Origin of the sequence: Psychrobacter sp. K31L (assembly GCF_017942195.1) — a bacterium.
Lineage (GTDB): Bacteria > Pseudomonadota > Gammaproteobacteria > Pseudomonadales > Moraxellaceae > Psychrobacter > Psychrobacter glaciei.
The window spans coordinates 48,885-75,203 of sequence record NZ_JAGKSC010000006.1; the positions used below are offsets into that span (position 1 = coordinate 48,885).

Genomic DNA, 26,319 nt, shown 5'->3' on the forward strand with positions numbered 1-26,319 from the left:
TTTCGCTAATTGTACCTAACTACTTTCGAATAACAAAAAATAAATACCAGTTATGTGAATGGCTTGAATATTTAGACGATTAAATGTGCAATATCACGAAAAGCACAAGAAGCTTAAGCATTAATAAAATTAGTCGTAAAATAATTTAATATAAAAAAAGCCACCGACCAGCGGTAGCTTTTATTAATATCGACCTATTAATCAATATTAGTCCTATTCGTTTAGATGCTTAATCAGATAAGCGTTATATCTATTTAATATCTAAAGGATAGTTAATATTTATGCTAGTTCCGCTTTTGCTTTTTCAACCAATGCTGTGAAAGTCGCTGCATCATGCATAGCGATGTCAGCAAGTACGCGACGATCGATTGAGATGTTGGCTTTTTTCATACCATTGATAAAGCGGCTATAGCTTAAGCCGTTTAAGCGTGCACCAGCATTGATACGTGCAATCCAAAGACGACGGAAGGTACGTTTTTTGTTGCGACGGTCACGATAAGCATATTGACCAGCTTTGGTCACTGCTTGTACCGCTACGCGGTAAACACGTGAACGGGCACCGTAGTAGCCTTTTGCGCGCTTTAAGATTTTTTTGTGACGACGATTCGCCTGTACACCACGTTTTACACGGGCCATAAATTACTCCAAGATATTGTTAATCATTATTAAACGAATCACGATGTCATCAAATAGTAGACATCGTTATCAAATTGCAAGGTCAAATATTTTTAACTAAGTAGCTATGAATTAAACAGCGCTTGATTAAATACATATGACGATAGGCTATTAGATGTATGGGCACATACGACGAACTGCTGCTTCGTCAGACTTGTCCACCATCTTAAGACCGCGCAACTGGCGAATACGCTTAGCTGATTTCTTGGTCAAGATATGGCTTTTGTTTGCTTGCTTACGCTTGAAGCCGTTTGCTGTTTTTTTGAAGCGTTTAGCTGCACCGCTTCTGGTTTTCATCTTAACTTTCATGATGATTTGCCTCTTTGTCTTTAATAGAACCTGGTCGTCAAATAGTTAGAATGAATAGTGGCTTTAAAAACAACCACTAAACCTCTATTTGCCTCGAGGTGGGAGGCGCTATTTTAGCAGATAGTGTGCTATTTTGCCAAGTAAAGTTTCAGCCCTGTCCTAATGGACAATTCATGCTTGTCATTCGTCTTAACAAAAGTACATGTCCTAGCCGTTTTAAGCGTCATAAAGGCCTCTCTTTTTTAGCCATCATTAATTTATAAGATATGAATAAGATAAAATAGCGCTAATAATCATGCAGCCACAATTAATTATTTACCATAAACCAGACACAAGGCTTCAGCGCTCTTTGCCTCATTTCATATTTGTTGCTGAATAAAAACTCATGTCAGGTACTATTGAATCATGTTCGATAGCACCATACATTATTGAAATCTCTATAAAGATTCATAAACCACGAATTTTTTTGTAAATAGATTGAATCTCGGTTTAAGCTGTGCTTAAGTAGAGACTGAGCGTCGCTACATTTTAAGTGCCAATAAACAACGCCAATTACCGCATCTACTGACCGTAGATCATACGATGCATGTTTATTTTTAACTATTCGGCTAGCTTGCCAATTGCTCAACAGAACAACTGATTATGGACAATCACTCTAGGAGACGACGTTGTCAAACCAAGAACTAAACTTTGATGACGGAATATTTGTGTTTGAAACGGTGATGCGGGTGCGCAATACCGAAATTGATATGGGTCAGCATTTAGCACTGCAATCATTGACCGCCCTACTGACTGAAGCAATGCAGCGCTTTTTATACTCTAAAGGGATTAAAGAGATCAATGCCGATCATCAAGGCTTGATTATTAATAAGCTACAGCTGAGCATTTTTAGCTGTGTACGGGCACGTGAAGAGCTTTTGTTTGAGGTCGGCGTTGAGCCATTATGTGATAATGGTGGCAATATTGTGTTTAAAGCCATGCGTATGCACAATGGCGAAATAGTGGCAAAGGCAAGGCAGCATTTTGTCAATTATGATTTTCGCCTAAATAAAATAACCACGCTGGATAATACGATTAAGAAAGCCTTATATCCGCATTTATTCGAGCTTTAACTTTTCTTACTGACTAATGACCACTTCCTAATTATAAGACGATAGACAGATTATGACTTTACCTGCTTGGCTAACTGCCATAAAGTTTAACGCTGATGGTTTGATTCCTGCGATTGCTCAAGATCACGAGTCAGGGCGCATTTTGATGATGGCCTGGATGAATGCTGAAGCACTTCAATTAACAGCACAAACAAAAACTGCCGTGTATTTTTCACGTTCACGTGCCAAGCTGTGGCATAAGGGCGAATCATCAGGACATACTCAGACTGTCCATGATATTCGCTTAGATTGTGATGCTGATGTGATTGTATTGAGTGTGACTCAGGCTGGTGGTATCGCTTGTCATACTGGTCGCGAGTCTTGCTTTTATCAGCGTTTGGATTTGTCTGGGCAGGCCCCTGAATGGCAAACCGTCGATAAAGTACTAAAAGACCCAGCAGATATTTATCAATCTTCTGAAGCGTCTGGCGCTACTTCTCACAGCCATAACACCGATACAAACGATGCTATGGATGCGGATAGTACGAATAACGCAGTTGAAGATCATAATACCGCAACAGGTAACACCTCCATTTTACAGCAACTTGATAACGTATTGGCAGAGCGCAAACAAGCGGATGCCGACAGCTCTTATGTGGCAAGCTTATATGCAAAAGGGTTGAATAAAATCCTAGAAAAAGTGGGCGAAGAAAGCACAGAAAGCATTATCGCTGCCAAAGACTTTGCCAATTGCGATGAGAAAACTAACAAAGCACAATATGACGAGGCTCGTCATGAGCTCATTTATGAGGTTGCCGATGTCTGGTTTCATACGTTGGTGGGGCTAGCGTGGTTCGATATAGAGTCGGATGCTGTGTTAAACGAGCTGGGTCGTCGCTTTGGGCTATCAGGCATCGATGAAAAGGCCTCGCGATAAATTGTAACACGGTAAAGTTAATACAGTAACGATAACAGGCGAAGTCGTAAAACAAATCTCTACTTGTTTTGATTATGATTGCTTTCACCTTTTTGTCACAATGGCAGGTTATAATATAGCTCTTTTAGCTTCGCATCTTTTATCTATATTTTTTTGTTTAACAGATCAATATTCTATAACATAAAAGCATTCATATATAGATATTACAATCAAGACATTAAGGATATCATTATGGGCAGTTTTTCCATTACACATTGGCTGATATTATTGGTGGTAGTGGTGGTCGTATTTGGCACCTCAAAACTTAGAAATGCGGGCAAGGATTTGGGCGGTGCCGTCAAAGGCTTTAAAGAAGCGGTCAAAGATGAGAATACAGAGCATGCCAAAAAGCATGCAGTTCTCGACCATGATGGCAATGCACACCCAACAGATCACGCGGCAACCAGTAAGGTACAGGATAGCGATATCAATACTGCACCTGTTGACGATAAGCACCATTGATAATACCAAGTATAGTGCTGGGTATGATACTGCTGGCATCTAGATAGTGATAATCAACCATTATGTTTGACATTGGGTTTTCTGAATTACTCCTCTTTGGCGTCATTGCCTTAATTGTCTTGGGCCCAGAAAAACTGCCACAAGCAGCACGTACTGCTGGGCAGTGGTATGCCAAAATTCGCCGTACAGTCTCTACCTTACAGTCTGAAATAGAGGCTGAGCTAGACCTAGCTGAAACACGGCAACAAATGCAAAAAGAGCTGGCTAAAATCCGCGAAACTGAGGCAGAAATGCGGCGTGAGATGGCAGAAATGCGCGGCAGTATGCAGGAGTTTGAGTCTTCACAAAACCAGACTCTGAAAGCCACACATGATCTAGACGCTGACCATCGCAATAACAAAATAAGCAATAATCAGCAAGATAATAGTGATCAAAAAAATACGCCACCTGTCACGCCAAAGGCGTTTGACTACGCCTACGGGCAAGACGAAAAATCAGCAGATTCTGAGCAATTATTGAAACACGGTACTGACGACGAAACCTCAAAAACTGCCTCTAGTGATAATATTCAACCAATTGCTCAAATCATCACCACCAAACCGTGGGAAAATATGTGGTTCCGTCTGGGCGCTTATGATAAAGCGCGTCGTTTGCCACAGCCGCCCTATTTACCGAATTACAAAGCAGATAAATTATTAAACAGCCATTTAGATCTTTCTTCAAAAACACAGGCTTCTGTCAATAAGCAGGAGACTGATTGATGAATTTATTTAAGCGCAAAAAAAGTCGTCAAGAAAAAATTGCAGATGCAGATTTAGAAAAAACAACTGAAACAGCCAGTAACGAGAAATCTGGTGATATATTAAGTTCATTGGCTGATATGCCCATCACTGAGCACCTGATTGAGCTACGCTCGCATCTGATCAAAATATGCGTGGCAGTGTTGGTCATATTTTTAGCCTTGGCTGGATTCTCACGCGAGCTCTATAATTTCTTATCCGATCCATTGGTCGCGCAGCTACCTGCCAATTCGACGATGATTGCCACGGATATTACCTCTAACTTTATGGCACCAATACGCCTGACTGTCTTTGTCGCGGCCTTCTTTGCCATGCCTTATATTTTGTACCAAATTTGGTCTTTTGTCGCACCTGGGTTATATAAAAAAGAGAAAAAAATCGCTATCCCTGTGCTGATGTCATCTATCTTTTTGTTTTATGCGGGCGTGGCTTTTTCTTACTTTATCGTGCTAAAAGGCGTCTTAAAATTCTTTATCATGTTTGCCCCGCAGAACGTCTTGCCAATGACGGATATCGATAGCTATTTAAGTTTTGCGCTTAAGCTATTTATGGTGTTTGGCCTGACTTTTGAGATTCCCGTCGTCACCTTACTATTGATATTGGTGGGGATTGTCTCCATTCAGACTCTAGAAGATAAACGTCGTTATATTATCGTTGGTTGTTTTGCTGTGTCTGCAGTCGTCACACCACCCGATGGCGTGTCGATGTTATTACTCGCCATCCCTATGTGGCTATTGTTTGAGCTGGGTCTGTTATTAGCAAAAATCTTAATCAAAGAAAAGTCTAGTCCTGATTTAGCAGCCGTAGATAAAGAGTAAAAAAACAACCCCTATATTCGCTATGTTTTGACGCATCAATAAATGCTAATGTTTTTATTGGCAATTATTTTTGACTTTCCTCTATCTCATTTATTAGCTTAGTATAGTCAGTCCAAAACAAAATGGATACATGACTAGTTAAGTACAGCTGGTATAAATTTTCCTTGCTTGCTGCTATCACAGAGGCTACGAAAAATTCATCCCAGTCGCACTGTATCTGTTTTAAAGTGAATTCACTATAGTTATCAGTCTTACTAAGCGTCATCATTGTTCGCCAGCCATTGCTTATCCAGTGGCTTTTTTTACCCCCATCGTTTTTACTCACTTTTAGTCTTTTAGGTAGCTTTATTATGTCCGCATCTATGCCAGCTTATATGAGCGATCCCACTGATGAGCAGCTGAGCGCGCTTAATATGGCGATGGATCACAAATCATTTAAAGTGGTCGCTTATGCGGGTGCTGGTAAAACCACGACGCTAAAACTAATCGGTGAGCGCCTACGTGGACGCGGCTTATATTTAGCCTTTAACAAAACAATTGCCAATGACGCTCGTTCAAAGTTTCCATCCCATGTGGAATGTCGCACCTTTCATTCGCTTGCTTATCGGCATGTCGCCCGTGATATTACTGCCAAGCTGTCGTTACCGCGCTTTTCACCCAAGCGTCTTGGCGACGATTTGGGCCTGCAACCGGTACAAGTACGCCGACAAATGGATGGCATTAATAAATACATTACGCTCACGCCTGCGAGATTAGCTCGATTCGTTAGTGACGCAGTCAGCAACTTTTGTAGTACGCATGCCAGCTATCCGGCACCAAGGCACATACTATTCCCAAGCTGGCTCGATGACTCAGATGCAGAGCAATTACGTGAGATGCTCTACCCTGCCGTAGAGCAACGCTGGCTACAGTCGATTGATGCACGTCACCCTGCTGGCATCGGGCATGACATTTATCTCAAACTTTGGGCCCTATCTAAGCCAAGTATCCCTGCGGACTTTATATTATTTGATGAAGCGCAAGATGCTGACCCATTGATGATGGGAATTTTGACGCAGCAACCACGGCAAGTCATTTATGTCGGCGATGCGCACCAGCAGATTTATGAGTGGCGCGGCGCGGTCAATGCAATGAAAAAGCTGCCATTGCCGCAAACCTTATTGACGCAGTCGTTTCGTTTCGGTGAGCCAATTGCTGAGGTTGCCAACACTTTGCTCAAAGCATTGCAAGAAGAGGTACCGTTAAAAGGCAATCCTAACAAGCAGTCTTCTACTGAAAAAGGTATGGTTCATAGTAAAAAAGATGCCATTCTGTGCCGCACCAATGCTGCTGCGATGTCGCAATTATTGACCGGACTTAAGCTAGGACACCGCGTGGCATTGCAAGCCGATACCGAGCGTATGCTGAAATTCTGTCAGGCCGCCGAAAATTTAAAAAATGGCAAATCGGCGTATGGTGTGCCAGAGCTGGCATATTTCTATAACTGGTCTGATGTACAAGAATATGCTGAAACCAACGAAGGCAGCGATCTCAAAACTCTGGTGAAATTGGTCGATGACCATGGCACCAATGTATTAAGCCAGGCAGTCAATAGCCTAACGAGTATCGAAAATGCCGACTATGTCATCTCTACCGCTCACAAAGCCAAAGGGCTTGAATGGGGAAAGGTACAGTTAGACGATGATTTTTATTATGATGTCACCACCAATGCCGTCAAGATAAGCCCAGAAGAATTGCGTTTGCTCTACGTTGCTTGTACACGTGCGCAGAGTAATTTGGACATCCATAATATCAAAGACTTGATATCAGGATTACAGACAGGCAAAAAAGTGATTTTTGGCAATACTTAATCCCTCTTCGTAGTTGTCAATTTGAATTCCTAGTCTACCTCTATTTATAACGACCTTTTAGCAGTGAATAACAAGCATGAATAATAGTCAGCAACTTCAAGCACGTCAAAACACCATCCGTCAGTTATTTGCCAATCCTGTCCGCTTACTTGCGCCAATGGAAGGCCTAACCGATCCATTAATGCGGCAAATCCTAACGCAGATTGCGGCAGATTTAGGTCGTCCCTATGACTGGTCGGTGAGCGAGTTTATCCGCGTGACCCAACACGTCTTGCCAGCGCATGTATTTTATAAATACGTTCCAGAGTTGCGTCATGATGCCAAGACTGCCTGCGGCACACCGATTCATATCCAGTTACTTGGTAGTGAAGCGCAACTCATGGCAGACAATGCGGCATATGCTGCCGAGCTTGGTGCACCTGCCATTGATATCAATTTTGGTTGCCCTGCTAAAACGGTAAACAGCCATCGTGGTGGTTCAGTATTATTGGATGAACCCGAAACCATGTATCAAATTATCAGTGCGGTGCGTCAAGCGGTTCCTGCCGACATTCCAGTCTCGGCCAAAATACGTTTAGGCTATACCGATACCAGTCGCATGGATGATATTCGCGGCGCTATTAACGACAGTGGTGCTGATTGGCTGACCATTCATGCACGAACCAAAACCCAAGGATATAAGCCACCAGCCTATTGGGACAAGATTCAAAGCTTTAATGCGCTTGATATTCCCGTCATTGCCAATGGCGAAATATGGAATGCAGAGCATGCACAAAATTGTATGACGCAAGCAGGTACAGAGCATTTGATGTTGGGTCGCGGCGCGGTCACTCGTCCCGATTTGATTGCGCAGGTTGATGCCAATATCGATGATGCAGAAACGTTGACTGTTTTAGCATGGGAAGATTTAATTGCACATCAGATAAAATTCTTGGAAGGTCAGGCTAAAACTGAAGTGATATTGGTTGGTCGTTACAAGCAGTGGTTAGCGATGCTCACCAAAGGTTATAGCGAGGCAAAAATATTATGGGACAGTATCAAACGAGAAAAAAATAAAGCAGTTATCATTAGTGCACTACGAATGAGTGTACGATAATCATAACTGCCTCTCTCTCAAACTGGCACCTTAACGAAACAAATAACGCTAAACACTCACTCGAATAGCTAGATAGAATAGCATCAAAGAACAAGCCATCGATAACGCCCAAAGGATAGAACGAAACATTGCCAAATTAGTAATATAAGCCACGCAAAAACCGATACGAATCAACACATATAGCCAAGCCAATACATTGATAATCGATTGCGGTACAAAAAATAGCATCGCTGTTATTACTGCGGCCAAAAATATAGGCAAAGTCTCATAGCTGTTTTGCTGTGCAGCATTAGCTCGTGCTGCAACCCCTGTCGCATGCTGAAAAAAATCACGTGGATGCGCATTATTTCTGAACTTAAAGCCGCCAGATGCTTTTGCAACTATTGATACCGCCCATGGTAATAAGCTTGCTACCACCATCGCCCAGATCGCTGACGCTGCTGTATCAGGGATTAACCCAAAAAATACATTCATTGTTCTATTTGCCCCTACCCTGCAATCACTTCAAAATCGTGGGTAATATTCACCCCACCTTGTACCAACATTCTACTGGCAGAGCAGTATTTTTCTGCTGATAAATGAATGGCCTTCTCAACCTGCTTGTCTTTGATATCTTGCCCTGTTACAACAAAGTGCATGTGGATATCGGTATATACTGCTGGTACAGTTTCGGCACGCTGCGCGGTCAGTTCACAACTCACGTCTGTCACCTCTTGGCGTGACTTTTGTAAAATCGCTACCACATCGTAGCTCGCACAGCCACCCAGCCCTAGTAAGATCAGCTCCATCGGGCTTGAACCTTTTTCTTTATCAGCATCTATTTGTACATTATGTCCTGATGGTGACATGCCCATAAAGGCTTTGTTCTCTTGCCATGTGACGCTTGCTTTTGACTCTGACATTGTAGATATTCCTTATTTTAATTGACGTATTGCCTATTTTTTATTGTTTGAAAGATATGCTGCTTGGCTAGTGTAGCATAAGCCAAAGCGAGATTTTATACAGCCATTGTCTTAGGGTACACCCTCCATTCTATCGATAATGATCTAAATGAATTCAAAGTGAGAACACGCCCTAGATTATTCTTGTCAGATTATCGCCATGAGCGCTCGGTGAGTCTGTTTTCGAGGGTACACTTTCGCTAGCCAGACTCGTAGCCTTACACTGAACACAGATTTTTTACTGTGACCTAGGTTTGTCTTCATAATGCCTAAAATCGGCTTACAAAAACCCATTTCTAACTCACTGATTTTAAAGGACTAAACTCGTGAAACATTTTATAGCAAAATACTGTTACACATTTTGCTTGTTTCTTGGTTTAATAACGGTAATGAATCTTATTTTTGCCTGATATCGATAACAGTCACCCTATAATAATTATGATTGCTGTCACGGTGTTATGTGGGAATAAGCTATTTTTAGACATATTAAAAGGTTTAGTCATGATAGATGCAGACGGCTTTCGCGCCAATGTCGGTATCATCTTGGCAAATACACAAGGGCAAGTTCTGTGGGCAAAACGCATTGGTCACAACGCTTGGCAATTTCCGCAGGGCGGCATCGACCGTGGAGAGACGCCGATGGATGCGATGTATCGCGAACTCTGGGAAGAGGTCGGTTTACATCCGCGTCATGTGGACTTATTGGCAGTCACGCAAGATTGGTTGCGCTATCGCCTGCCAAAACGCTATGTCCGTCACGGACAGCACCCTTTATGTATTGGGCAAAAACAAAAGTGGTTTTTGCTGCGCTTAGATGAGCCAAATACTCAACACATCCGCTTTGATGAGGGAAAACCGGAATTTGACCATTGGCAATGGGTCAGCTACTGGTATCCACTCGGACAAGTGATTCACTTTAAACGCGGAGTATATCGTCGCGCCTTGCAAGAACTGGCACGCGAACTACCACTTAGACAAGAGCTTATTATTCCTGAGCAAGACAATCACTTGTTAATGGAGTAAATAGACAGTTTAATACAAAACACATGCTCACATTGATATCTAAAAAGCGTAGATATTAATGTGGGCATTTTTATTTGGGATTTGCAGGATGATTGCATTTATGGCTGATAAGTTCAGCAAGGATTTGTTTGTCTGAAGCCCTATTTTGGCGTAAGGTTAAAATACTTTGAGTCCGTGTTCCGTAAGTGGGTTTGCTGGTTTCAGCATTGCCAAAAGCAACAGGCTCGATATAGACAGACGACAAGGTTTGCTCAATCTCAGTGCTCATACCTGTCTCTGGTAGTTGGTCCACCGGTGCTTTGGTATTATCTGACAATACATTAAAGGCAGCCTCTTGCCAGTACTTAGGCGAGCTGTCCTCAGCAATCAAGGGTAGCACCTCTTGCCGCAGCCTGCCACGTAGACGCTCGGTTTTAAACCAACTGTCCTCCGGCTGACCATTAGAGATGACATGAAGTCCTGCATGTAATGGCGTGGGTGCATGACCGCGATTATTCACGATAACGGCTTGTGCCGTATCACCAATAATAAGATTGAACCCAGCATAATCTTGCAGATTAATACTTCGGGCAAAATCCATCGGGCTTAAATCCCCCGTTAAAAACTCAGTCACGAGCGCACCACGTGAGCGCTCATCACTGCTTGCCTGCACACCATCACGAAAGTTCAATACCGCAGCCCAACGTCCATTCTGCTCATGATATTCTGGATTTTGTGCATGTGTTTCTTGCTGATGAATGCCTAGCCATGTACCACCGCTTTGCTTATCACGACCAGCATAAATAGGCTGATCAGACCATTGATGTAGCGGCTCAGTTGGACGCTGCAAAAACTCATCACGATTAGACAATAATACCAATGGCAACTCATCAAATAACTGCCAAGCAATAGCGACAATACACATAGCGTTCCTTTTATAATAATTTTCTGTTGTACAAGTACTTGTTAGCAAAGGTAAAAGACGTCGTTTAAGATTTTATTTGCTAATCAGGTCTCATCAGCCGTTATTTCTGATTTTTGTCACTCAAAAGCGGTGGCGTTGATAAATGTAGATGCATGATGATTCCTCAGAAATTAATGCAATTTTTTCATCTTATCGGGTTTTTTATCGCTTTGCTATTCATTCAATCATCCATTCACTCATCCATTCACTCATCATAGTATTCGCAAGGGACGAATTTTGCTATTATAGTCAGCACTTTATTATCAATATTATGATGCCCTTATGATGATTCATCCTCAGTACGATCCTGTAGCATTAGCAATTGGACCCGTCGAAGTCCATTGGTATGGGCTGATGTATTTACTGGCATTTGCCGCCGCTTTCGGTCTGGCATGGTATCGCAGCACCAAACGCGATAATTGGACCACTGATATGGTCTCTGACTTAGTATTTTTTGGGGCACTCGGCGTGATTTTGGGCGGCCGTGTCGGCTATGTCTTGTTCTATCAGTTTGGTGAATTGCTACAAAATCCAGCCTATCTCTTCAAAGTCTGGGAAGGCGGTATGTCATTCCATGGCGGCTTGATCGGCGTCATGCTTGGTATGCTATATTTTGCTCGTAAGTATAAAAAGACACCATTCCAAGTACTGGATTTTGTCGTGCCGTGCGTACCGACGGGTTTATTGTTTGGGCGCATTGGCAACTATATCAATGGTGAGCTGTGGGGCCGTGTCTCTGACGGCGGCTATAATTGGTTGACGTACTTCCCGCAAGCCGCGTCTTTCGATATGCAGCAGTTACAGACCAATCCTGAGCTGCAAGAGCTAATGACCGAAGTCAATGGTCAGTATCTGTTACCTCGTCATCCTTCACAGCTATATGAAGCGCTTGCTGAAGGTCTATTGCTATTCTTATTCTTATGGTGGTATTCATCGAAACCACGCCCTCGTATGGCAGCGACAGGTATTTTCATGTTGGGTTATGGCTTTAGCCGTTTCATTATTGAATTCTTTCGTCAGCCAGACATCGACCAAGGATTCATTTTGTTAGGCTGGATGACCAAAGGGCAAATACTAAGCGCACCGATGATAATCATTGGCTTTGTCTTGTTAATTTATGCCTACAAACGCGGCATCTATGACTGGGGTAAGCAAGCTGCTTATTAGGACGTTCAAGAATGCATAAGCAAATAGAGACGAAAGCTGTTTTGACAAGATATATTCCGTTTGTAAAGCTTATTTCTATGCTAGAGCAGGGACTTTTCATCCCTAAAGCTAATCTTTTTTCTGATAAATGGGAAGGAAGTCTTCATTTGTTTAATGGTGAAAATGACTCCTTTGATAGCTTAGATAAGCTACAAATTGCGAAAGAATGGGTTTATATAAGCTGTTGGTATTTGCATGAAAAAGAGTCTCATGCAATGTGGGGTAATTATGGACAGTCGAATGACTCTTTAGCAATACAAACTACTAATTTTCAGTTTAAATCAGCTTATGACTCTTCAAACCTTGAACCTATGTGTTGCTACTTTGATAAAGTCAGGTATCAACAGCCTAGTAATGCTTATGAACTATATGATGGTAAAGAAATTTATCCTTGGTTTTCAAATAACAATAATTTCTCAGTAAACGATGTAATTAGCCATCTTACCTATAAGCTATACCATAAACATGAAGCTTTCTCCTTTGAGAATGAAGCAAGATTAGTTCTTATAGATAATGCAGCTACCATGAAAAATAAAAATGAAGATATTGGAATTTATTTATCGGTAAAGCAAAGTAGGAAAATGATAACAGGGATTATTTTGCATCCTGACTCATCAAGCTGGTTTGAAGATACTGTTCGCAAACTTATTAACGATACATATAAGCTAGATATTCCAATCTGTAAATCTTCATTAATTGGCCATAAAAGCTAATCTAGCTGAACGTTAAAACCTTTTAAATATTTATTGAAGTTGAAAAATATGATTAGCACAAAGAACGAACAAGCTTACTTGGATTTGCTGCGTCTTGTCCTAAACGAAGGCACTGAAAAAGGCGATCGTACTGGAACGGGTACGCTCAGCCACTTTGGTGCGCAGCTACGCTTTGACTTAGCGTCAGGGTTTCCGCTATTGACCACCAAAAAAGTCCATTTTAAATCCATCGCCTACGAGTTATTTTGGTTTTTAAGTGGTAGTACTCACGTTGACTATTTACAAGCCAATGGCGTACGCATTTGGAATGAATGGGCTACTGCAGAGCAGACGGCACGATTTAATCGTCCTGCTGGTGATTTGGGCCCTGTCTATGGTCATCAATGGCGCAATTATGGCGCAACCAAAGATGAAGACGGCAATTACCATGCTGATGGTGTCGATCAAATCACCCAAGTTATCGAACAAATAAAAACTAACCCTAATTCACGCCGTTTGATCGTGTCTGGTTGGAACCCTGGCGAAGCAGATCAAGTTGCCTTACCGCCTTGTCATACCATGTTTCAATTCTTCGTCGCGGACAATAAACTGTCATGCCAGCTCTATCAGCGCTCAGCAGATTTATTTTTAGGTGTGCCATTTAATATCGCCAGCTATGCCCTGCTTACCCATATGGTCGCGCAAATATGTGGTCTAGAAGTAGGCGAATTCATCTGGACAGGTGGTGATTGCCATATTTATCAAAACCATCGTGAGCAGGTTGAGTTACAGTTGACGCGTTCGCTATATACACTGCCAACGTTGACGCTTAACTCTGATGTTAATGATATTTTTGCTTTTAAATATGATGATATTAGCGTTGATGGCTATGAATCCCATCCTGCTATCAAAGCAAAAGTTGCGGTATAGCATCTGTCTGATTGACTCATTCAAATAAGATTAGCATTGTAAAAGATAATAAAAAGGATACGTTATGAGTTATGCCCACACCGAAGTCGCCCAAATCGCTGCTATCAGTAGTAATCGCTGTATCGGTAAAGACAATGCGCTGCCGTGGCACATCTCAGCGGACTTGCAGCATTTCAAAAAGATGACAACCAAAGATAGTGATGGTGCTATTAAAGGTATCGTCATTATGGGCCGCAAAACCTTTGAATCAATGGGCAGCAAGCCTTTGCCAAATCGAGTAAGCTTTATCATCAGTACTCAGATGGATTATGCTGAACAAAAAGGCCTTGTCGGTAAGACCAATGCTTATGTCACGCATAACCTAGATGATGCTCTCACACAAGCGGCCAGTCTGGCGCATGGCGCACATTTGGATACGATTTGGGTGATTGGCGGTGAACGCGTGTTTAAAGAGGCGATGATGTATACCGATCGTATTGAGCTGACTCATGTCGATATCGAAATCGCTGATGGTGAGGCATTTTATCCTGAATTGCCAAGTGAGTTTGAAGCGGCAGAAGAGTCTGAGCAGATGCACGATGAAAAGAGTGAATTGGACTTTAAGTTTGTGACTTATAAAGTAAAAGCTGCTGAATAACGGTCACCTGCTCATTAAAAATGATTGAAAAAAGGGCTGTCTTAGATATTTCTAGGACGCCCTTTTTTACAATCAATAAAACTACTCATGCAACACTTTATAAACGGTTTTCGCTAATACCGGACCAATACCTTGCACTCCAGACAGCTCTTGTTGCGATGCACCAAGCAATTGCTGCATACCGCCAAAGTGATTAAGCAAGTCACGGCGGCGCTTTTCACCCAATCCCGGTATCACTTCTAGCACTGATGATGAACGACGTTTATCGCGCTTCTTACGGTGCGCAGTGATCGCAAATCGATGTGCCTCATCACGAATATGCATCAATAAATGCAGCGCTTTACTATCCATCGGTAGATCTAGCGGCTCGTGGTCAATGAAGTGTAGTATTTCCAGACCAGCCTTGCGCCCTTCCCCTTTTGCCACACTGATGAGCAAAGTGTCACCTAGAATACCCAACTCAGTTAATACTTCTTTGGCAATGCCAAGCTGACCTTTACCACCATCAATAAGCAACAGATCTGGCAACGGCTGCTTCTTATAACGCCGTGTCAGCACTTGCTTCATTGCCGCATAATCATCACCGCCTACGATGTCATGGATAGCATACTGACGATAATCACGGCGACGCGAGCCACCTTGGTCAAATACCACGCAACTACCAATGGTCGCTTCACCCATCGTATGTGAGATATCAAAACACTCAATCCGATCAATGGTTCGCTCAGTGACATCGGCCAATACATCTTTCAATGCACCAAAGCGTGCATGCAATTCTAAATAATCGCCCAGCTTGGTTTTTAGCGCGTTATTGGTGTTCAGTTTTGCCAAATCTAGCCACTCTGCACGATGTTCACGTACATTGGTTTTGATGACGACTTTGCTACCAAAATGCGTCGCCAATGCCTCACTCACTGCCACTTGATCCGGTAACTCATGAGTTAGCATAATTTCTGCAGGCAAATCATCGGTTACTTGAAAATAGAAAGAGGTAATAAAAGCAGATAAATTATCTGCGAGCGATTCACTGCTGTCGACATCAGGGAAGTAATTTTTACCACCCAGTACGCGCCCGCCACGTACGGTCAGTACGTTGACACACGTCATGCCTGCCTGACTGGCAATCGCAATCACATCGGCCTCGCCTTGTACGGTATAGACAGCTTGCTTGGCCTGCACTTCACGCAGCATAGAGAGCTGATCGCGATAAAATACTGCTTTCTCAAAGTCTAACTCTTCAGCTGACGCTTCCATCTTTTCAATCAGCGTGGTGTGAATATCGCTAGAGTCACCCTTCAAAAACCGAATCGTATTGTTGACGTCCTCTGCATACTCTTCGGCTGACACCAAGCCGACACAGGGCGCACGGCAACGTTTGATCTGATACTCAAGACAAGGACGTTTACGCTGCTTGAAGAAAGTATTGGTACATTGACGCATTTGAAACATTTTTTGCATCAGTACCAGTGTCTCTTTTGCTGCATGAGCAGATGGAAACGGCCCAAAGAATCGACCTTTTTGATGATTGCCTTTGCCGCGACCATACGCCAATCTCGGATAGGGCTTATCTGCTGAAATAAACACATAAAGATAAGATTTATCATCACGCAGTAGCACGTTATAAGGTGGACGATATTCTTTAATCAAATTTTGCTCAAGTAACAGCGCTTCCGTCTCACTGCGCGTGATGATGGTTTCAATATTATGAATTCGCGCCACTAATGCTCGTGTCTTTGGATGATCGATCGTCTTTGCAAAATAGCTGTTTACGCGGCTTTTCAGTGATTTAGCCTTGCCAACGTATAAGATATCACCGTTTTTCCCCAGCATTTTATACACGCCTGGCAAATTTGGTAAGCGCTGAATTAAATGCTTAAGACGGGCTTTTTTATCATCGATAGGGCTCGATTCTGAGACATTAACCATAGAATTCATTGCTCTTAAAAGTCTTATAATACTGCTAGTTATGGGGCGGGAGTCATTGTTTTACAAGCCAATTATTATCATAGGATCACCCATAAAAAAGCCAGCTTTCGCTGACTTAGTTTGTTCTATTATCGTTTATTCAGCAACATACTACTAATGACGGAAGTTAGCCATTAAAGCTGGGATACCCGGCAGCATACCAACGATAGCCATCACACCAGTCAATACGACAAACATAATACCCGGTATGATCCAGCGGCTCATTTTAGTCAAATTGGCACTACGTTCTTTAGAGCCAATCAAGCCTAAGTTATCAAGCAATAGCGTGAGCGACCAACCAAATGCAGGATTCACCAATGCAGAAGCAAACACCACAATAGCGGCAGACTGCGTGGTTTTACCTTCGCGCGTCATTTCCATGCCAGCCTCAAGCAGTGGAATGAAAACACCCACAATCAATGCCACACACATCACTGGCTGCCAGATGGCCAAATCCATTGGATAGCCCCAAACCCCTGCGATAATACAGAACAATGCCGTCAATAAGGCACCGGCAGGTATCGGACGTTTGGCAATCGCTGCTGGGACAATATACGTGCCCCACGATGATGCAAAGTTAGCACCGCCCAATACAGAGCCGACGACCTGACGAAACGAAGCGCTAGTCATTGTGTCATCGATATCCATGAGTACCTTTTCAGTACGTTTAGGATAGCTGATTTTTTGGAATACCTGATGACCTAAAAAATCTGGTGACCACATAGCAACTGCCAAAATAGCAAATGGCAGTACAATAATAAAGCTCTCAACTGTCGGTAATCCTAGCATCCAACCAGTATTTTCACCCCACCAATACATCGGATTCATATTCGGCAGACCTGGTGCGGTTTTGAATTCAAAGGGTGCGCCCAATGCAAAAGCAAGACCACCACCTAAAACACAGCTTAGCGGAACAGCAAGCCAGCGTTTTTGCCAGTGCTCAAGTAATGCATATAACAGGATAGTTGCCAGAATAATAAAAAAGGCAATATGTGACATGCCAATACTCTCTGACCATGCAAACAAGTTTTTAACCTGTGAGGTCGTTCCGATAAACCCTAAGTAAATCAAGAGGCCACCGCACACACCTTTACTGGTTAAATTGGCCAGTAAGCTTCCCCCTTTGCTAATAGCAAGCAGTAAGCCGAAAGCACCGATGAGCAGACCAAAGGCCATTGGGTGGCCACCAGCAGCTACAACAATAGGAATAAGTGGAATAAGGGGACCGTGAGTACCTGCGAGGTTGGCTGTCGGGAGCAGAAAGCCTGAAAATAAGATAATAAAAAATGAAACAATTAATAGCTCATAACGAACGTTTTCTAAAACAAACGCATCGCCCAAACCAAGTGGACCTGCAAATGTGGCAGCAATCGCACCTACCATAACCACTTTGCCAATCGTCGCGGCCATTGCAGGAATAGTGTCTTCATATTCAAAGCGATAATCACGAAACGGTAGGTTGGCACGCCAGCGTTTGGGCTGCATGATTTGCAATTCATGATTCAGATAATCATCACGACTATCAAAGCTTGAACTTGGCTTGTGCAAATCGACATAGCTACCTGATGACTCTGTGTCGTAATCTGACGGGTTTGACGGCTGTTGATTAGACCCTGGAGAAGGGATCTGAGTGTTACTCATCACATTTCCTTGTGTCGACTGAGGCTTTGGTTAACTGATAATTTAATAGTGAAAATTTATGTGACTAAAGCGTTCATTAAAAATTGCAAGCCATTGTATGACATGAGAACTTGAAATGCGAACTTAGAACCATTTAAAGATACTGTATATCTCATTATAATATATAAATTAAAGTTTCTATTTAGCACGATATTGAACTTAATAGGAAACCCTGAGGAAAAAACACATCCAATATAGGCTTTAAATTAATGTAAATGACTTTTTTCTTAACAATCATCTATATTTGGACATTAGTTATCACATAAATAAATACTAAAGATAATTACACTAAATAGTTTATGGTAACTTTAAAGTAACCATAGAAAATCCATGTCAGTTACGCTTTAAGGCTAGCGGTCTTGGTGTTTTTTACTTATGATAAATACCCCCTAATGATTATGCTCAATACAAATATCTTTCAAATAATCAGCTGTATCAAAACAAATAGAAAAACTCAGAAGCAATAACAGGATAAGTTCATGCGTTTACTACCATCCAATTTTGAGACATTAAAACGTCGGGCTAAACAAAGCATCATGCCATTACTGACACCACATTTACTTAAGCTACGCATCAATACCTATGCACCTTATGTCGGTGCAGGTATCAAAATCGATCATATCAATCTAGATCAAGGTCTGTGCGTCGTCAGTATGGGACTTAATGCTTTGAACAAAAATATCGTCGGCACTCAGTTTGGTGGTAGTTTATATTCGATGGTTGATCCATTTTATATGATTATGCTCATGCATCAATTGGGCAGTAGCTACGTGGTGTGGGACAAAAGCTCACATATCGACTTTGTCGCGCCAGGTAACAGTAAAGTGATCACTCGGATGAAAATCCCCAGTGCTGAAATCATCACTATTCAAGAACTGGCCAAAGATGGTGATGCGGTCTTTCGTGAATATCAGGCCGATATCTTTGATGATCAGCAAAAACTGATCGCCACTGTCACCAAAACTATCTACATCCGACTGCGTAAGTACAGCAAATCTAAAGACCAAAGTAGTCGTATAGATAATTTTGATGATTAGGGTTAAAGCGTACTGAACATGTCGTTTTCAATTAAAATTTAAAACCACACATACAAAAACCCCAACCTAGCTTTCGCATAGATTGGGGTTCCGTCTTTTTTGGTATGGCCCGCTTATTTATAAATAAACCTATGAATAAGGGCTTGTATCTACTCTCGCCTTACCTATCATCAACCGTATAATCATACGGCTAAATAGGCATGGCAAACTTGTGCTTAAATACCAGGTGCAGTATCAACTGCATCAGGTACGCCAGCGCTAGTTTTTTTCTTAGCAACTGGACGAGCACCAAGTTTTTCGCGGATACGGGCTGATTTACCAGAGCGTTCACGTAAGTAGTATAGTTTCGCACGACGAACCGCACCACGGCGTTTCACTTCAATGCTTTCAATGATTGGTGAATGCAGCTGGAATGCACGCTCAACACCGATACCGCTTGAGATTTTACGAACGGTAAATGCTGAGTTTAGACCGCGGTTACGCTTAGCAATTACAACGCCTTCGAAAGCCTGTAAACGCTCACGCTCACCTTCACGTACTTTTACTTGAACCACAACGGTATCGCCGGGTGCAAAGTTTGGGCGCTCAAGCAATTGAGCGTTTTCGATGACCTGAACCAATGGATGCTTGTTGCTCATGAGAGTTATCTCCTCACATTAGATAATAGAGGCTTAACGCATATCACCTGTTTGTAATAATTAATCGCATCTCTTTATAGTGAGACACAACGTAAATGGGTTATAACCAACGGCCACTATGCGATGACTCGTTTTATTAGTGCTCAAAATTCTATTTCTTAACCGTTTATCAAATGTGAAAAAAACCAAATTTCAACAATCTATTTTTTATCTGCTTTTGCCAATGCTTTTAACCACTTCGCTTGCGCTACCGTTGGTGTGAACGCTTGCCATAAGTCTGGACGACGCGCTTGCGTGCGACTGACTTGCTGACTAAAACGCCACTTAGCGATGTTGGCATGGTGACCTGATAGTAATACTTCAGGAACAGCCATACCCGCAAAATCATGCGGTTTCGTATAATGTGGACAATCAAGCAAGCCATCGACGAACGAGTCTTGCTCAGCTGACTTGTCGTCACCCATGATATCTGGCAAACGACGTATCACACTATCCATCATCACCATTGCTGGCAGCTCGCCACCAGTCAACACATAATCACCCAGCGATACTTCCATATCGACATATTGCGCCAGTAAGCGCTCATCAATCCCTTCGTAACGACCACATAATATAATCATGCCATCGTACTCAGTCATATTGACCACACTACTTTCGCTGAGCGTTTGTCCTTGTGGCGACATATAAATCACCGGACAATGCTCACTGTCAACACGGCAGCCATGTTGACTCGCTCGCAGGCGCGCATCCTCGATAGCTTTTGACAATGGCTCAGCCATCATCACCATCCCAGGACCGCCACCATAAGGGCGCTCATCAATACGGCGATAGTTATCAGTGGTATAATCACGTGGATTAATGCATTCAATCGTCACTTGCTCTTGAGTGACTGCTCGCCCCGTGATACCAAACTCACGAATCGTCGCAAACATCTCAGGAAAAATACTAATGACGGCAAAATACATCTGATGTCTACTTGCACAATGGCTAATGAAGGTTAAATGAATCGATGCGACTATCGACGACGCTTAGCGATAAAGCCGAAACTTATATCAGCAAAGCTTGTATCAATAATCACTCGGCCATGCCACAAGTACGGTTTTTTCAGTCATATTGACCTGCATTACCGTTTGCTTATGCCATGGGATCAGGCGTTCTTCCTTATCCAAGCTGTCTGAATTAGGTGCCACGCGCATAATGTCATGGGCACCAGTTTCAAACATTTCAGTAATATTGCCTAGATACTCAGCTTGCTCGTTCATCACGCGCAAGCTGACCAAATCCGACCAATAATATTCATCTTCAGCTGTTTCAGGCAGAATGTTTTGCTCGACCCAAACGGTAACACCGTTCATGGTCTCAGCAACATTACGATCAGGAACCTGCTCAAACTGAGCCACAATTCCTGTTCCTTGCTCACGCCATGCCTTTACAGTCAAAGGTTTCATGCCAGTGGCAGTTTTCATCCACCACGGCTTCATATCGAATATCGCTGTGCGATCATCCGTCTCACTGAATACCCAAAGCCAACCTTTGATGCCGTAAGGCTTTTTGAGCTGACCAATTTTCATAAGGGCACTAGCGTTTGGAACAGATGACATAGCAGCTAACCTAACAATGATTAAAACAGCAATTGTAAAAACAATTGTGTCAAAAGCGATAAACAGTTAATGGCGCACCCTGGTGAGACCAGTTACGCTATGTATTCTAAAGTCTACTGAGTGAGATCATAGTCAGACTATAAACGTCTCAGTAATAACCTAAACTTAAGCAGTTGCTTCAGTTTGAGCTACAGACTTGTTGTAAGCTTTTGCTAATGAAGCAACGCGATCTGAAGGTTGTGCACCTTTAGCGATCCACGCATTGTACGCTTCCATATTCAAACGTACTGCTTCTTCAGACTCTTTAGCGAGTGGGTTAAAAAAGCCGATGTTTTCAATATAGCGACCGTCACGCGCGCGGCGTTGATCAGCAACAACTACTTGATAAAATGGGCGTTTCTTGGCACCGCCCCGTGCTAAACGAATAACAACCATGTGAATTCTCTCTTTCGCAGGTATACCAAAAAGGGCATAATTATAGCACAGTCTTATTTTATTGAAAACATAAACTGTGCTTATTTAATTATTTATTAACAATAGCTTAAATGCACCTATATGTAAATTAGAATTATGAATCGTCAACGATTATGCAGCCTCGTTCTTGTGCGCTCAATTCTATTAAATCGCTAAAACACTGTTAGGTGGCTTTTCTATATTCTATTTAGGGCATGTCATCAATTAGCACCTCGATACATTTAGCGGTCTTAAAATGGCTAAATATAATTATGCAAATTTGAGCCATCAGCGTAGTTACTTGATTGTGCTACCCTACCGCCCTCTATAATGGTCTAATAAAAACAGTCTACAATAGACTTTAACACCCAATGTCGGCAACGTGCTTGATTAGGGTCTTTTTAACACGACTTTATTCTATCACTTTATTATTTATCTACGCCTTGGACTCATATGATCATCCCAAACCCCAAACCACCTCGCAAAGGTTGGCTGCCACGCTCCTATTCGAACAGTTGGTTGACCACGTTGATGGTGGCCTTTATTGTCCTTATCAGTGTCGGCTTATCGATTGTGTTTTTTTGGCGCAGTCTTTATTTGCCAGAGCTAAAAAATCATGCGCGTTATCTGACCAGCGAGCTACGTTTGATGAATAGCGTCAATAGAGACTGGCAGGATAACCCTAAGGTACGGCAGTGGATATATCAACATTCGCACGTGGTGGTGGTCGACAATCCTAGTGACTTCCCACAAGTAGCAGATAAAGCGTTTGTGGGAGTTTTTACCGATGTATTGCAGTACGAAATCGGGGCACAGTTGGGTCGACCGGTTGAGGTATATTTTAAATTCAAACCAACGCCGCAGCTTTGGGTACAAGACAGCCGTGACACCAGTTTTTGGATTCGTGAACCCGTGGTTTATTATTCTCAATATAGCCCAGGATTGTTAGTACTATTCCTCATTGGATTGCCTATATTATCGCTGCTGACCATTATTTTATTAGCACGGCAATTGAATCGTCCGCTGCGTTATTTACAGCGTGCGGCGACCAATTATATTCGCCTTGGTCACGCTACTACCTTGCCGACACGCAACGGCCCTACTGAAATTCGCCAAGTAAATATGGCGTTCAATCGTCTATTTACCACACTCAATCAAGCACAAAAAGAGCGCACAATTATGCTTGCGGGTATCTCGCACGATTTGCGCACGCCTTTGACTCGTATGCGCTTGACCGCAGAGATGCTACCGGATGATTTTTTTCGCGAGGGTTTGATTTATGATATTGAGGATATGGATGCGATTTTAGAACAGTTCATCTCATTTATGAAAGATGGCTCGGATGAACCAGTGCGCCTGACCAATTTAGACACCATATTTAATGAAATCATGGTGCAATTTGCGCCAATGAAATTTATTTATCAATCGGAATGTGACAAAGTAGTACCAGTGCGACCTCTCTCGATTAAGCGCTTGGTCATTAATCTGGTCAACAATGCCAATCGGTATGGCAAGCCGCCTATTTATCTTTCAGCAACTGTCGTACCAACGTTCATAGAAACAACTGAAGTAGAAGACAGCGACGTAGTCTCTGAAAATGAAGTCAATAAAGAAGCTCAAGAGCAGCTGATGATATGTGTAAGGGACTGTGGTGATGGCGTAGCAGAAGATCAATTAGAGCGCATCATGCAGCCTTTCGAACGCGGTGAGACAGCACGTACCACGCAAGGTAGTGGCCTGGGTCTGGCGATTGTTGACCGTATTGCACGGTTACATCATGGTACGGTTGAAGCCATCAATCATCCTGAAGGCGGACTACAAGTCTGTGTGCGTATCCCTTTGCTATCCAAGGTAGCAGGAGAGCAAACATTAGCAGCTAATACAGATAAAACGTCGAGGGCAGATATTACCTTTAATAAAGACCTCTAAAAAATTGACAAAAGACGATTTCATAATCGTCTTTAAAAGTTGGTGTGATAACTTAGGGCGTGTTGAACATTCGACCATGGCACTGACAGATACTATTTTTTAGACAGTTCGACGTTAAAAATAGTAAGTTTAGTCATTCTAAGCGTCTGTTTTTAACAATGAAGTGGCAAAAAATAGTCCTGTCTCCCTTTGTTGGTATTAGAGCTGATGTTAAAACTGCCCCATACTGCGTTGTAAACCTAGTTAAGGCACTAGCCCGTCGTTTTACGCCTTGTCTGGAGCAGTTTTAGCGATCAGCAGTGCCTATTTGTCAATGTTCAACACGCCCTAACTGTTTCAATATTTAGGCAACAAAAATTATTCCCGTACGCCGATAATCGGTGGAATATACTCAGCACTATTAGTGAACGCTAGAGGCTGAGTAATTTCATCCTGCGCGGCTTTGAGCGTTTGAGTCGTGGTTGGCTGCTGTAGAAATAAATAATAACCCAGCGTCAACGCATTCAGTAGCACCAAACCACCAAATAAATACGGCATCCTCTGCCCTCCTCTATTTTCCAACTTATAAAACCTGTTATTACAGGTTTGCTACCAAAGCATGTCAGCCTAGTTCACCATATATTGAGCGCTTAGTCTATTTTTTGCTGGTCAAAATACTTATAATTTTACAGACATAAAATAGCTGCTTGCATTATTTAATCTCAAAATCACGGTCGCTTTTTTCTTGGGTTAATTTATCAGCAGCCAGCACTTGCGTCAAAGGTTTGATAGGCCATGTCATCACAAATCTAGCACCGCCAAGATCACGGCTTTCGTCTACCTTCATACTGCCATTAAACCAAAAGGCAATACGCGATACAATAGACAGTCCTAGACCATAGCCACCAGAGGCTCGTGTACGGCTGTCATCTAAGCGTGAAAATGGAATAAATACTTTTTCGCGGTCAGCCTCTGCAATACCTTGACCATCGTCCTCCACGCTGACGAAAGCATTGCCCTTTTTGACGCCCGCACTAATAATAATGGTCGTTTCTGCATAGCGTAAAGCATTACCCGCAAGGTTTTGAATGACACGGTGCAAATATCGTCTGTCTGCTACTGCTGTTACTTTAGGATTTGGCAGATTGGCGACGATTTTTATAGGTTTGCCTAAGGCATTGGTTTCGCGCTCAATCTGTTCGAGCAATTCTTTAAGATTCACCGGCTCTAGATCGAGTTTTGGTGAGCCTTCTTCAAGCTTAGCATAGGTCAAAATCTCATCAATGAGGCCATTGAGCGACTCAATATCCTCGTCGATATAATCACGCTGCATAAAACGTGAGTCTTCATCATCGGTATCTGCTAGCATATCGACGGCAAAGCGAATACGAGCCACCGGTGTACGTAACTCGTGCGATACCGCGCGCGTCAGCTCTCGCTGCGACTCAATCAAACGCTTAATATGGGCGGTCATGGCATTAAACGTCGCTGACAGACGTGCAATTTCGTCTTGCCCAATGACCTGTACTTGGATATCAAGATTGCCTTGACTCACCTCATTAACACCGACTTGGATCAATTGTAATTTACGCTCGAGCGGAAAAATGAGCGCATAGACACCCAGACTGATCAAAAACATACTAATTAGAATCATACTGATAATCAGATTAAGCGGGAACCAATTGAACAAAGGAACCGGCCCAATCAGAATCGCCATATCGTTGATTTCAGATGGCACAATGATTTTGATAGATGAGTTACTTTTACTGCTATTGGTGTCTTGCAATAAAATGACCACTTCATCGCGGCGCAGACGCGCCATCTGATCTGTGTCCAACTCAAGCGTATTTACGGCTTTAAATGCCAAAGGAAAAGAGAACTTTTCTTCCAATTCAGCCAAGCGAGCACGCTTATCCGACAGCGTTATATGATAGGACAAATCATCCAGTAGGAACACAGCAATGGCACGTACTTGCTGCTCAGTGACTTGAGTAACTCTAGCGGTCAACACGCTTTTACTATCTGGTAAACGATAATAAACGTCTGCGTAGACGGGCTGACTCACATAACGCACAACGGTATTGCCGTTCTCAAAACGTCGCAATTCGCTGGCATTAAAATCGACTTTTTCAATCGGCACAACACTAAAAGTCGCGCCAAACAAACTACTGGCATCAGACAGCCAGTACTCACGCTGCATCTCATTGTCTTGGTGTGCAATTCCTTCGCTGACTAAATGAAAAGCACCTGTTGCCATGCTTTCACGGTAGGATTGTACGCGCTCTTTATTGATGGTATCCATCAATAGTTGAGCAAATAATGCCACACACAAACAGACGATGAGTAGTCCAGCATAAATACGGACAAAAATACTATGTTTTAAAGAAGAGACTAATGACATACGTGCCGTGACCAACTTAGTAAATAATAACGACTGATAACATTTAGTATATAAATGACGCAATATTAATGATATCGAGCATCGTTGAATAGAGATAAACCCTGACCGCTATGTTTTGATTTTATGTGCCAGTAACCTGATTACCTATGCGCATCACATCTATTTAGTCAGTATCTATAATAATGGC

At 42.6% G+C, this 26,319-nt stretch carries 27 protein-coding genes; 14 read left to right on the top strand and 13 right to left on the bottom strand.

Features of this window, described 5'->3' with window-relative positions; translation table 11 throughout:
• Positions 1-279: 279 nt before the first annotated feature.
• Both rplT and rpmI read right to left on the bottom strand, forming a co-directional pair.
• Entirely contained in the window at positions 280-636 is a 357-nt protein-coding gene (gene rplT, locus J5X94_RS10465) for a 50S ribosomal protein L20 (RefSeq protein WP_010197865.1), read from the bottom strand.
• Positions 637-786: 150 nt separating this feature from the next.
• On the bottom strand, positions 787-984 hold the full coding sequence (rpmI, locus tag J5X94_RS10470) for a 50S ribosomal protein L35 (protein WP_010197866.1): 198 nt from the start codon (positions 982-984) through the stop codon (positions 787-789).
• A gap of 668 nt (positions 985-1,652) precedes the next feature.
• On the opposite strand from rpmI, the gene J5X94_RS10475 reads away from it, so the two are divergent.
• The 7 genes from J5X94_RS10475 to J5X94_RS10505 all read left to right on the top strand — a co-directional run bounded on the left by J5X94_RS10475 (position 1,653) and on the right by J5X94_RS10505 (position 8,077).
• On the top strand, positions 1,653-2,096 hold the full coding sequence (locus tag J5X94_RS10475; RefSeq protein ID WP_194620917.1) for a thioesterase family protein: 444 nt from the start codon (positions 1,653-1,655) through the stop codon (positions 2,094-2,096).
• A 52-nt stretch (positions 2,097-2,148) separates the two neighbouring features.
• Positions 2,149-3,012, top strand: coding sequence for a phosphoribosyl-AMP cyclohydrolase (gene hisI / locus J5X94_RS10480; RefSeq protein WP_210541223.1), 864 nt, complete (start codon positions 2,149-2,151; stop codon positions 3,010-3,012).
• Between the two features lie 231 nt (positions 3,013-3,243).
• Positions 3,244-3,513: a Sec-independent protein translocase subunit TatA gene (tatA, locus tag J5X94_RS10485; protein ID WP_189586058.1), complete on the top strand. Its 270-nt coding sequence runs from the start codon at positions 3,244-3,246 to the stop codon at positions 3,511-3,513.
• A gap of 62 nt (positions 3,514-3,575) precedes the next feature.
• Positions 3,576-4,274, top strand: coding sequence for a Sec-independent protein translocase protein TatB (gene tatB / locus J5X94_RS10490; protein WP_210541224.1), 699 nt, complete (start codon positions 3,576-3,578; stop codon positions 4,272-4,274).
• The gene (tatC, locus tag J5X94_RS10495) at positions 4,274-5,131 is read left to right on the top strand and encodes a twin-arginine translocase subunit TatC (RefSeq protein ID WP_210541225.1); all 858 of its coding nucleotides are present in this window, start codon (positions 4,274-4,276) and stop codon (positions 5,129-5,131) included. Before tatB ends, tatC begins: the two co-directional genes overlap by 1 nt.
• A 350-nt stretch (positions 5,132-5,481) precedes the next feature.
• Positions 5,482-6,981 carry a UvrD-helicase domain-containing protein gene (locus tag J5X94_RS10500; RefSeq protein ID WP_194620920.1) on the top strand — a complete coding sequence of 500 codons (1,500 nt, stop codon included), beginning with the start codon at positions 5,482-5,484 and terminating at the stop codon, positions 6,979-6,981.
• A gap of 76 nt (positions 6,982-7,057) precedes the next feature.
• On the top strand, positions 7,058-8,077 hold the full coding sequence (locus tag J5X94_RS10505; protein WP_201590056.1) for a tRNA dihydrouridine synthase: 1,020 nt from the start codon (positions 7,058-7,060) through the stop codon (positions 8,075-8,077).
• 48 nt (positions 8,078-8,125) lie between these two features.
• On the opposite strand, the gene J5X94_RS10510 is transcribed toward J5X94_RS10505, so the two are convergent.
• Positions 8,126-8,551: an MAPEG family protein gene (locus tag J5X94_RS10510; protein WP_010197893.1), complete on the bottom strand. Its 426-nt coding sequence runs from the start codon at positions 8,549-8,551 to the stop codon at positions 8,126-8,128.
• 14 nt (positions 8,552-8,565) lie between these two features.
• Complete coding sequence (locus J5X94_RS10515) at positions 8,566-8,979, bottom strand: OsmC family protein (protein WP_210541226.1); 414 nt, start codon at positions 8,977-8,979, stop codon at positions 8,566-8,568.
• Between the two features lie 540 nt (positions 8,980-9,519).
• Between J5X94_RS10515 and J5X94_RS10520 the strand changes: the two genes are divergently transcribed.
• The gene (locus J5X94_RS10520) at positions 9,520-10,041 is read left to right on the top strand and encodes an RNA pyrophosphohydrolase (protein ID WP_194620922.1); all 522 of its coding nucleotides are present in this window, start codon (positions 9,520-9,522) and stop codon (positions 10,039-10,041) included.
• Between the two features lie 70 nt (positions 10,042-10,111).
• On the opposite strand, the gene J5X94_RS10525 is transcribed toward J5X94_RS10520, so the two are convergent.
• Positions 10,112-10,945, bottom strand: a complete 834-nt coding sequence (locus tag J5X94_RS10525) for an NRDE family protein (RefSeq protein ID WP_210541227.1) — start codon at positions 10,943-10,945, stop codon at positions 10,112-10,114.
• 321 nt (positions 10,946-11,266) lie between these two features.
• Here J5X94_RS10525 and lgt point away from each other — a divergent pair, with 321 nt between their 5' ends.
• The 4 genes from lgt to J5X94_RS10545 all read left to right on the top strand — a co-directional run bounded on the left by lgt (position 11,267) and on the right by J5X94_RS10545 (position 14,449).
• Positions 11,267-12,151, top strand: coding sequence for a prolipoprotein diacylglyceryl transferase (lgt, locus tag J5X94_RS10530; protein WP_189586033.1), 885 nt, complete (start codon positions 11,267-11,269; stop codon positions 12,149-12,151).
• 11 nt (positions 12,152-12,162) lie between these two features.
• Positions 12,163-12,903 carry a DUF2971 domain-containing protein gene (locus J5X94_RS10535; RefSeq protein WP_210541228.1) on the top strand — a complete coding sequence of 247 codons (741 nt, stop codon included), beginning with the start codon at positions 12,163-12,165 and terminating at the stop codon, positions 12,901-12,903.
• A 48-nt stretch (positions 12,904-12,951) separates the two neighbouring features.
• A complete protein-coding gene (locus J5X94_RS10540; protein WP_210541229.1) occupies positions 12,952-13,812 on the top strand; it encodes a thymidylate synthase in 861 nt (286 codons plus the stop codon).
• Between the two features lie 64 nt (positions 13,813-13,876).
• Complete coding sequence (locus tag J5X94_RS10545; protein ID WP_210541230.1) at positions 13,877-14,449, top strand: dihydrofolate reductase; 573 nt, start codon at positions 13,877-13,879, stop codon at positions 14,447-14,449.
• 81 nt (positions 14,450-14,530) lie between these two features.
• Here the strand turns inward: J5X94_RS10545 and uvrC are convergent, their stop codons facing one another.
• Positions 14,531-16,375, bottom strand: coding sequence for an excinuclease ABC subunit UvrC (gene uvrC, locus J5X94_RS10550; protein ID WP_210541231.1), 1,845 nt, complete (start codon positions 16,373-16,375; stop codon positions 14,531-14,533).
• Positions 16,376-16,528: 153 nt separating this feature from the next.
• Positions 16,529-18,055: a DUF3360 family protein gene (locus tag J5X94_RS10555; RefSeq protein ID WP_201590036.1), complete on the bottom strand. Its 1,527-nt coding sequence runs from the start codon at positions 18,053-18,055 to the stop codon at positions 16,529-16,531.
• Positions 18,056-18,573: 518 nt separating this feature from the next.
• On the opposite strand from J5X94_RS10555, the gene J5X94_RS10560 reads away from it, so the two are divergent.
• Positions 18,574-19,131 (top strand): DUF4442 domain-containing protein, encoded by a 558-nt coding sequence (locus tag J5X94_RS10560; RefSeq protein ID WP_210541232.1) that lies wholly within the window; start codon positions 18,574-18,576, stop codon positions 19,129-19,131.
• 215 nt (positions 19,132-19,346) lie between these two features.
• On the opposite strand, the gene rplS is transcribed toward J5X94_RS10560, so the two are convergent.
• The 4 genes from rplS to rpsP form a co-directional block, all read right to left on the bottom strand.
• Positions 19,347-19,769, bottom strand: coding sequence for a 50S ribosomal protein L19 (rplS, locus tag J5X94_RS10565; protein ID WP_010197927.1), 423 nt, complete (start codon positions 19,767-19,769; stop codon positions 19,347-19,349).
• Positions 19,770-19,969: 200 nt separating this feature from the next.
• Positions 19,970-20,734: a tRNA (guanosine(37)-N1)-methyltransferase TrmD gene (gene trmD / locus J5X94_RS10570; RefSeq protein ID WP_194620930.1), complete on the bottom strand. Its 765-nt coding sequence runs from the start codon at positions 20,732-20,734 to the stop codon at positions 19,970-19,972.
• Positions 20,735-20,836: 102 nt separating this feature from the next.
• Positions 20,837-21,370, bottom strand: a complete 534-nt coding sequence (gene rimM, locus J5X94_RS10575) for a ribosome maturation factor RimM (RefSeq protein ID WP_210541233.1) — start codon at positions 21,368-21,370, stop codon at positions 20,837-20,839.
• A 165-nt stretch (positions 21,371-21,535) separates the two neighbouring features.
• Positions 21,536-21,805 (bottom strand): 30S ribosomal protein S16, encoded by a 270-nt coding sequence (gene rpsP, locus J5X94_RS10580; protein WP_010197931.1) that lies wholly within the window; start codon positions 21,803-21,805, stop codon positions 21,536-21,538.
• Positions 21,806-22,276: 471 nt separating this feature from the next.
• On the opposite strand from rpsP, the gene J5X94_RS10585 reads away from it, so the two are divergent.
• Positions 22,277-23,752: an ATP-binding protein gene (locus tag J5X94_RS10585; protein WP_210541234.1), complete on the top strand. Its 1,476-nt coding sequence runs from the start codon at positions 22,277-22,279 to the stop codon at positions 23,750-23,752.
• Positions 23,753-24,109: 357 nt separating this feature from the next.
• Here the strand turns inward: J5X94_RS10585 and J5X94_RS10590 are convergent, their stop codons facing one another.
• Positions 24,110-24,289, bottom strand: coding sequence for a hypothetical protein (locus J5X94_RS10590; protein WP_026037138.1), 180 nt, complete (start codon positions 24,287-24,289; stop codon positions 24,110-24,112).
• A 154-nt stretch (positions 24,290-24,443) separates the two neighbouring features.
• The gene (locus J5X94_RS10595) at positions 24,444-26,132 is read right to left on the bottom strand and encodes an ATP-binding protein (protein ID WP_210541235.1); all 1,689 of its coding nucleotides are present in this window, start codon (positions 26,130-26,132) and stop codon (positions 24,444-24,446) included.
• Positions 26,133-26,319 lie beyond the last annotated feature (187 nt).

Bases quoted from the DNA above. Each gene is read 5' to 3' on its own strand.
- tatB (WP_210541224.1), top strand. From the start codon at position 3,576: ATGTTTGACATTGGGTTTTCTGAATTACTCCTCTTTGGCGTCATTGCC.
- trmD (WP_194620930.1), bottom strand. From the start codon at position 20,734: ATGTATTTTGCCGTCATTAGTATTTTTCCTGAGATGTTTGCGACGATT.
- rpsP (WP_010197931.1), bottom strand. From the start codon at position 21,805: ATGGTTGTTATTCGTTTAGCACGGGGCGGTGCCAAGAAACGCCCATTT.
- uvrC (WP_210541231.1), bottom strand. From the start codon at position 16,375: ATGGTTAATGTCTCAGAATCGAGCCCTATCGATGATAAAAAAGCCCGT.
- J5X94_RS10525 (WP_210541227.1), bottom strand. From the start codon at position 10,945: ATGTGTATTGTCGCTATTGCTTGGCAGTTATTTGATGAGTTGCCATTG.
- J5X94_RS10555 (WP_201590036.1), bottom strand. From the start codon at position 18,055: ATGAGTAACACTCAGATCCCTTCTCCAGGGTCTAATCAACAGCCGTCA.
- J5X94_RS10585 (WP_210541234.1), top strand. From the start codon at position 22,277: ATGATCATCCCAAACCCCAAACCACCTCGCAAAGGTTGGCTGCCACGC.
- rplT (WP_010197865.1), bottom strand. From the start codon at position 636: ATGGCCCGTGTAAAACGTGGTGTACAGGCGAATCGTCGTCACAAAAAA.
- hisI (WP_210541223.1), top strand. From the start codon at position 2,149: ATGACTTTACCTGCTTGGCTAACTGCCATAAAGTTTAACGCTGATGGT.
- J5X94_RS10510 (WP_010197893.1), bottom strand. From the start codon at position 8,551: ATGAATGTATTTTTTGGGTTAATCCCTGATACAGCAGCGTCAGCGATC.
- J5X94_RS10505 (WP_201590056.1), top strand. From the start codon at position 7,058: ATGAATAATAGTCAGCAACTTCAAGCACGTCAAAACACCATCCGTCAG.
- lgt (WP_189586033.1), top strand. From the start codon at position 11,267: ATGATGATTCATCCTCAGTACGATCCTGTAGCATTAGCAATTGGACCC.
- rpmI (WP_010197866.1), bottom strand. From the start codon at position 984: ATGAAAGTTAAGATGAAAACCAGAAGCGGTGCAGCTAAACGCTTCAAA.
- J5X94_RS10540 (WP_210541229.1), top strand. From the start codon at position 12,952: ATGATTAGCACAAAGAACGAACAAGCTTACTTGGATTTGCTGCGTCTT.
- J5X94_RS10560 (WP_210541232.1), top strand. From the start codon at position 18,574: ATGCGTTTACTACCATCCAATTTTGAGACATTAAAACGTCGGGCTAAA.
- J5X94_RS10535 (WP_210541228.1), top strand. From the start codon at position 12,163: ATGCATAAGCAAATAGAGACGAAAGCTGTTTTGACAAGATATATTCCG.
- J5X94_RS10515 (WP_210541226.1), bottom strand. From the start codon at position 8,979: ATGTCAGAGTCAAAAGCAAGCGTCACATGGCAAGAGAACAAAGCCTTT.
- J5X94_RS10500 (WP_194620920.1), top strand. From the start codon at position 5,482: ATGTCCGCATCTATGCCAGCTTATATGAGCGATCCCACTGATGAGCAG.
- rplS (WP_010197927.1), bottom strand. From the start codon at position 19,769: ATGAGCAACAAGCATCCATTGGTTCAGGTCATCGAAAACGCTCAATTG.
- tatC (WP_210541225.1), top strand. From the start codon at position 4,274: ATGAATTTATTTAAGCGCAAAAAAAGTCGTCAAGAAAAAATTGCAGAT.
- J5X94_RS10545 (WP_210541230.1), top strand. From the start codon at position 13,877: ATGAGTTATGCCCACACCGAAGTCGCCCAAATCGCTGCTATCAGTAGT.
- J5X94_RS10520 (WP_194620922.1), top strand. From the start codon at position 9,520: ATGATAGATGCAGACGGCTTTCGCGCCAATGTCGGTATCATCTTGGCA.
- tatA (WP_189586058.1), top strand. From the start codon at position 3,244: ATGGGCAGTTTTTCCATTACACATTGGCTGATATTATTGGTGGTAGTG.
- rimM (WP_210541233.1), bottom strand. From the start codon at position 21,370: ATGTCATCTGTTCCAAACGCTAGTGCCCTTATGAAAATTGGTCAGCTC.
- J5X94_RS10590 (WP_026037138.1), bottom strand. From the start codon at position 24,289: ATGCCGTATTTATTTGGTGGTTTGGTGCTACTGAATGCGTTGACGCTG.
- J5X94_RS10595 (WP_210541235.1), bottom strand. From the start codon at position 26,132: ATGTCATTAGTCTCTTCTTTAAAACATAGTATTTTTGTCCGTATTTAT.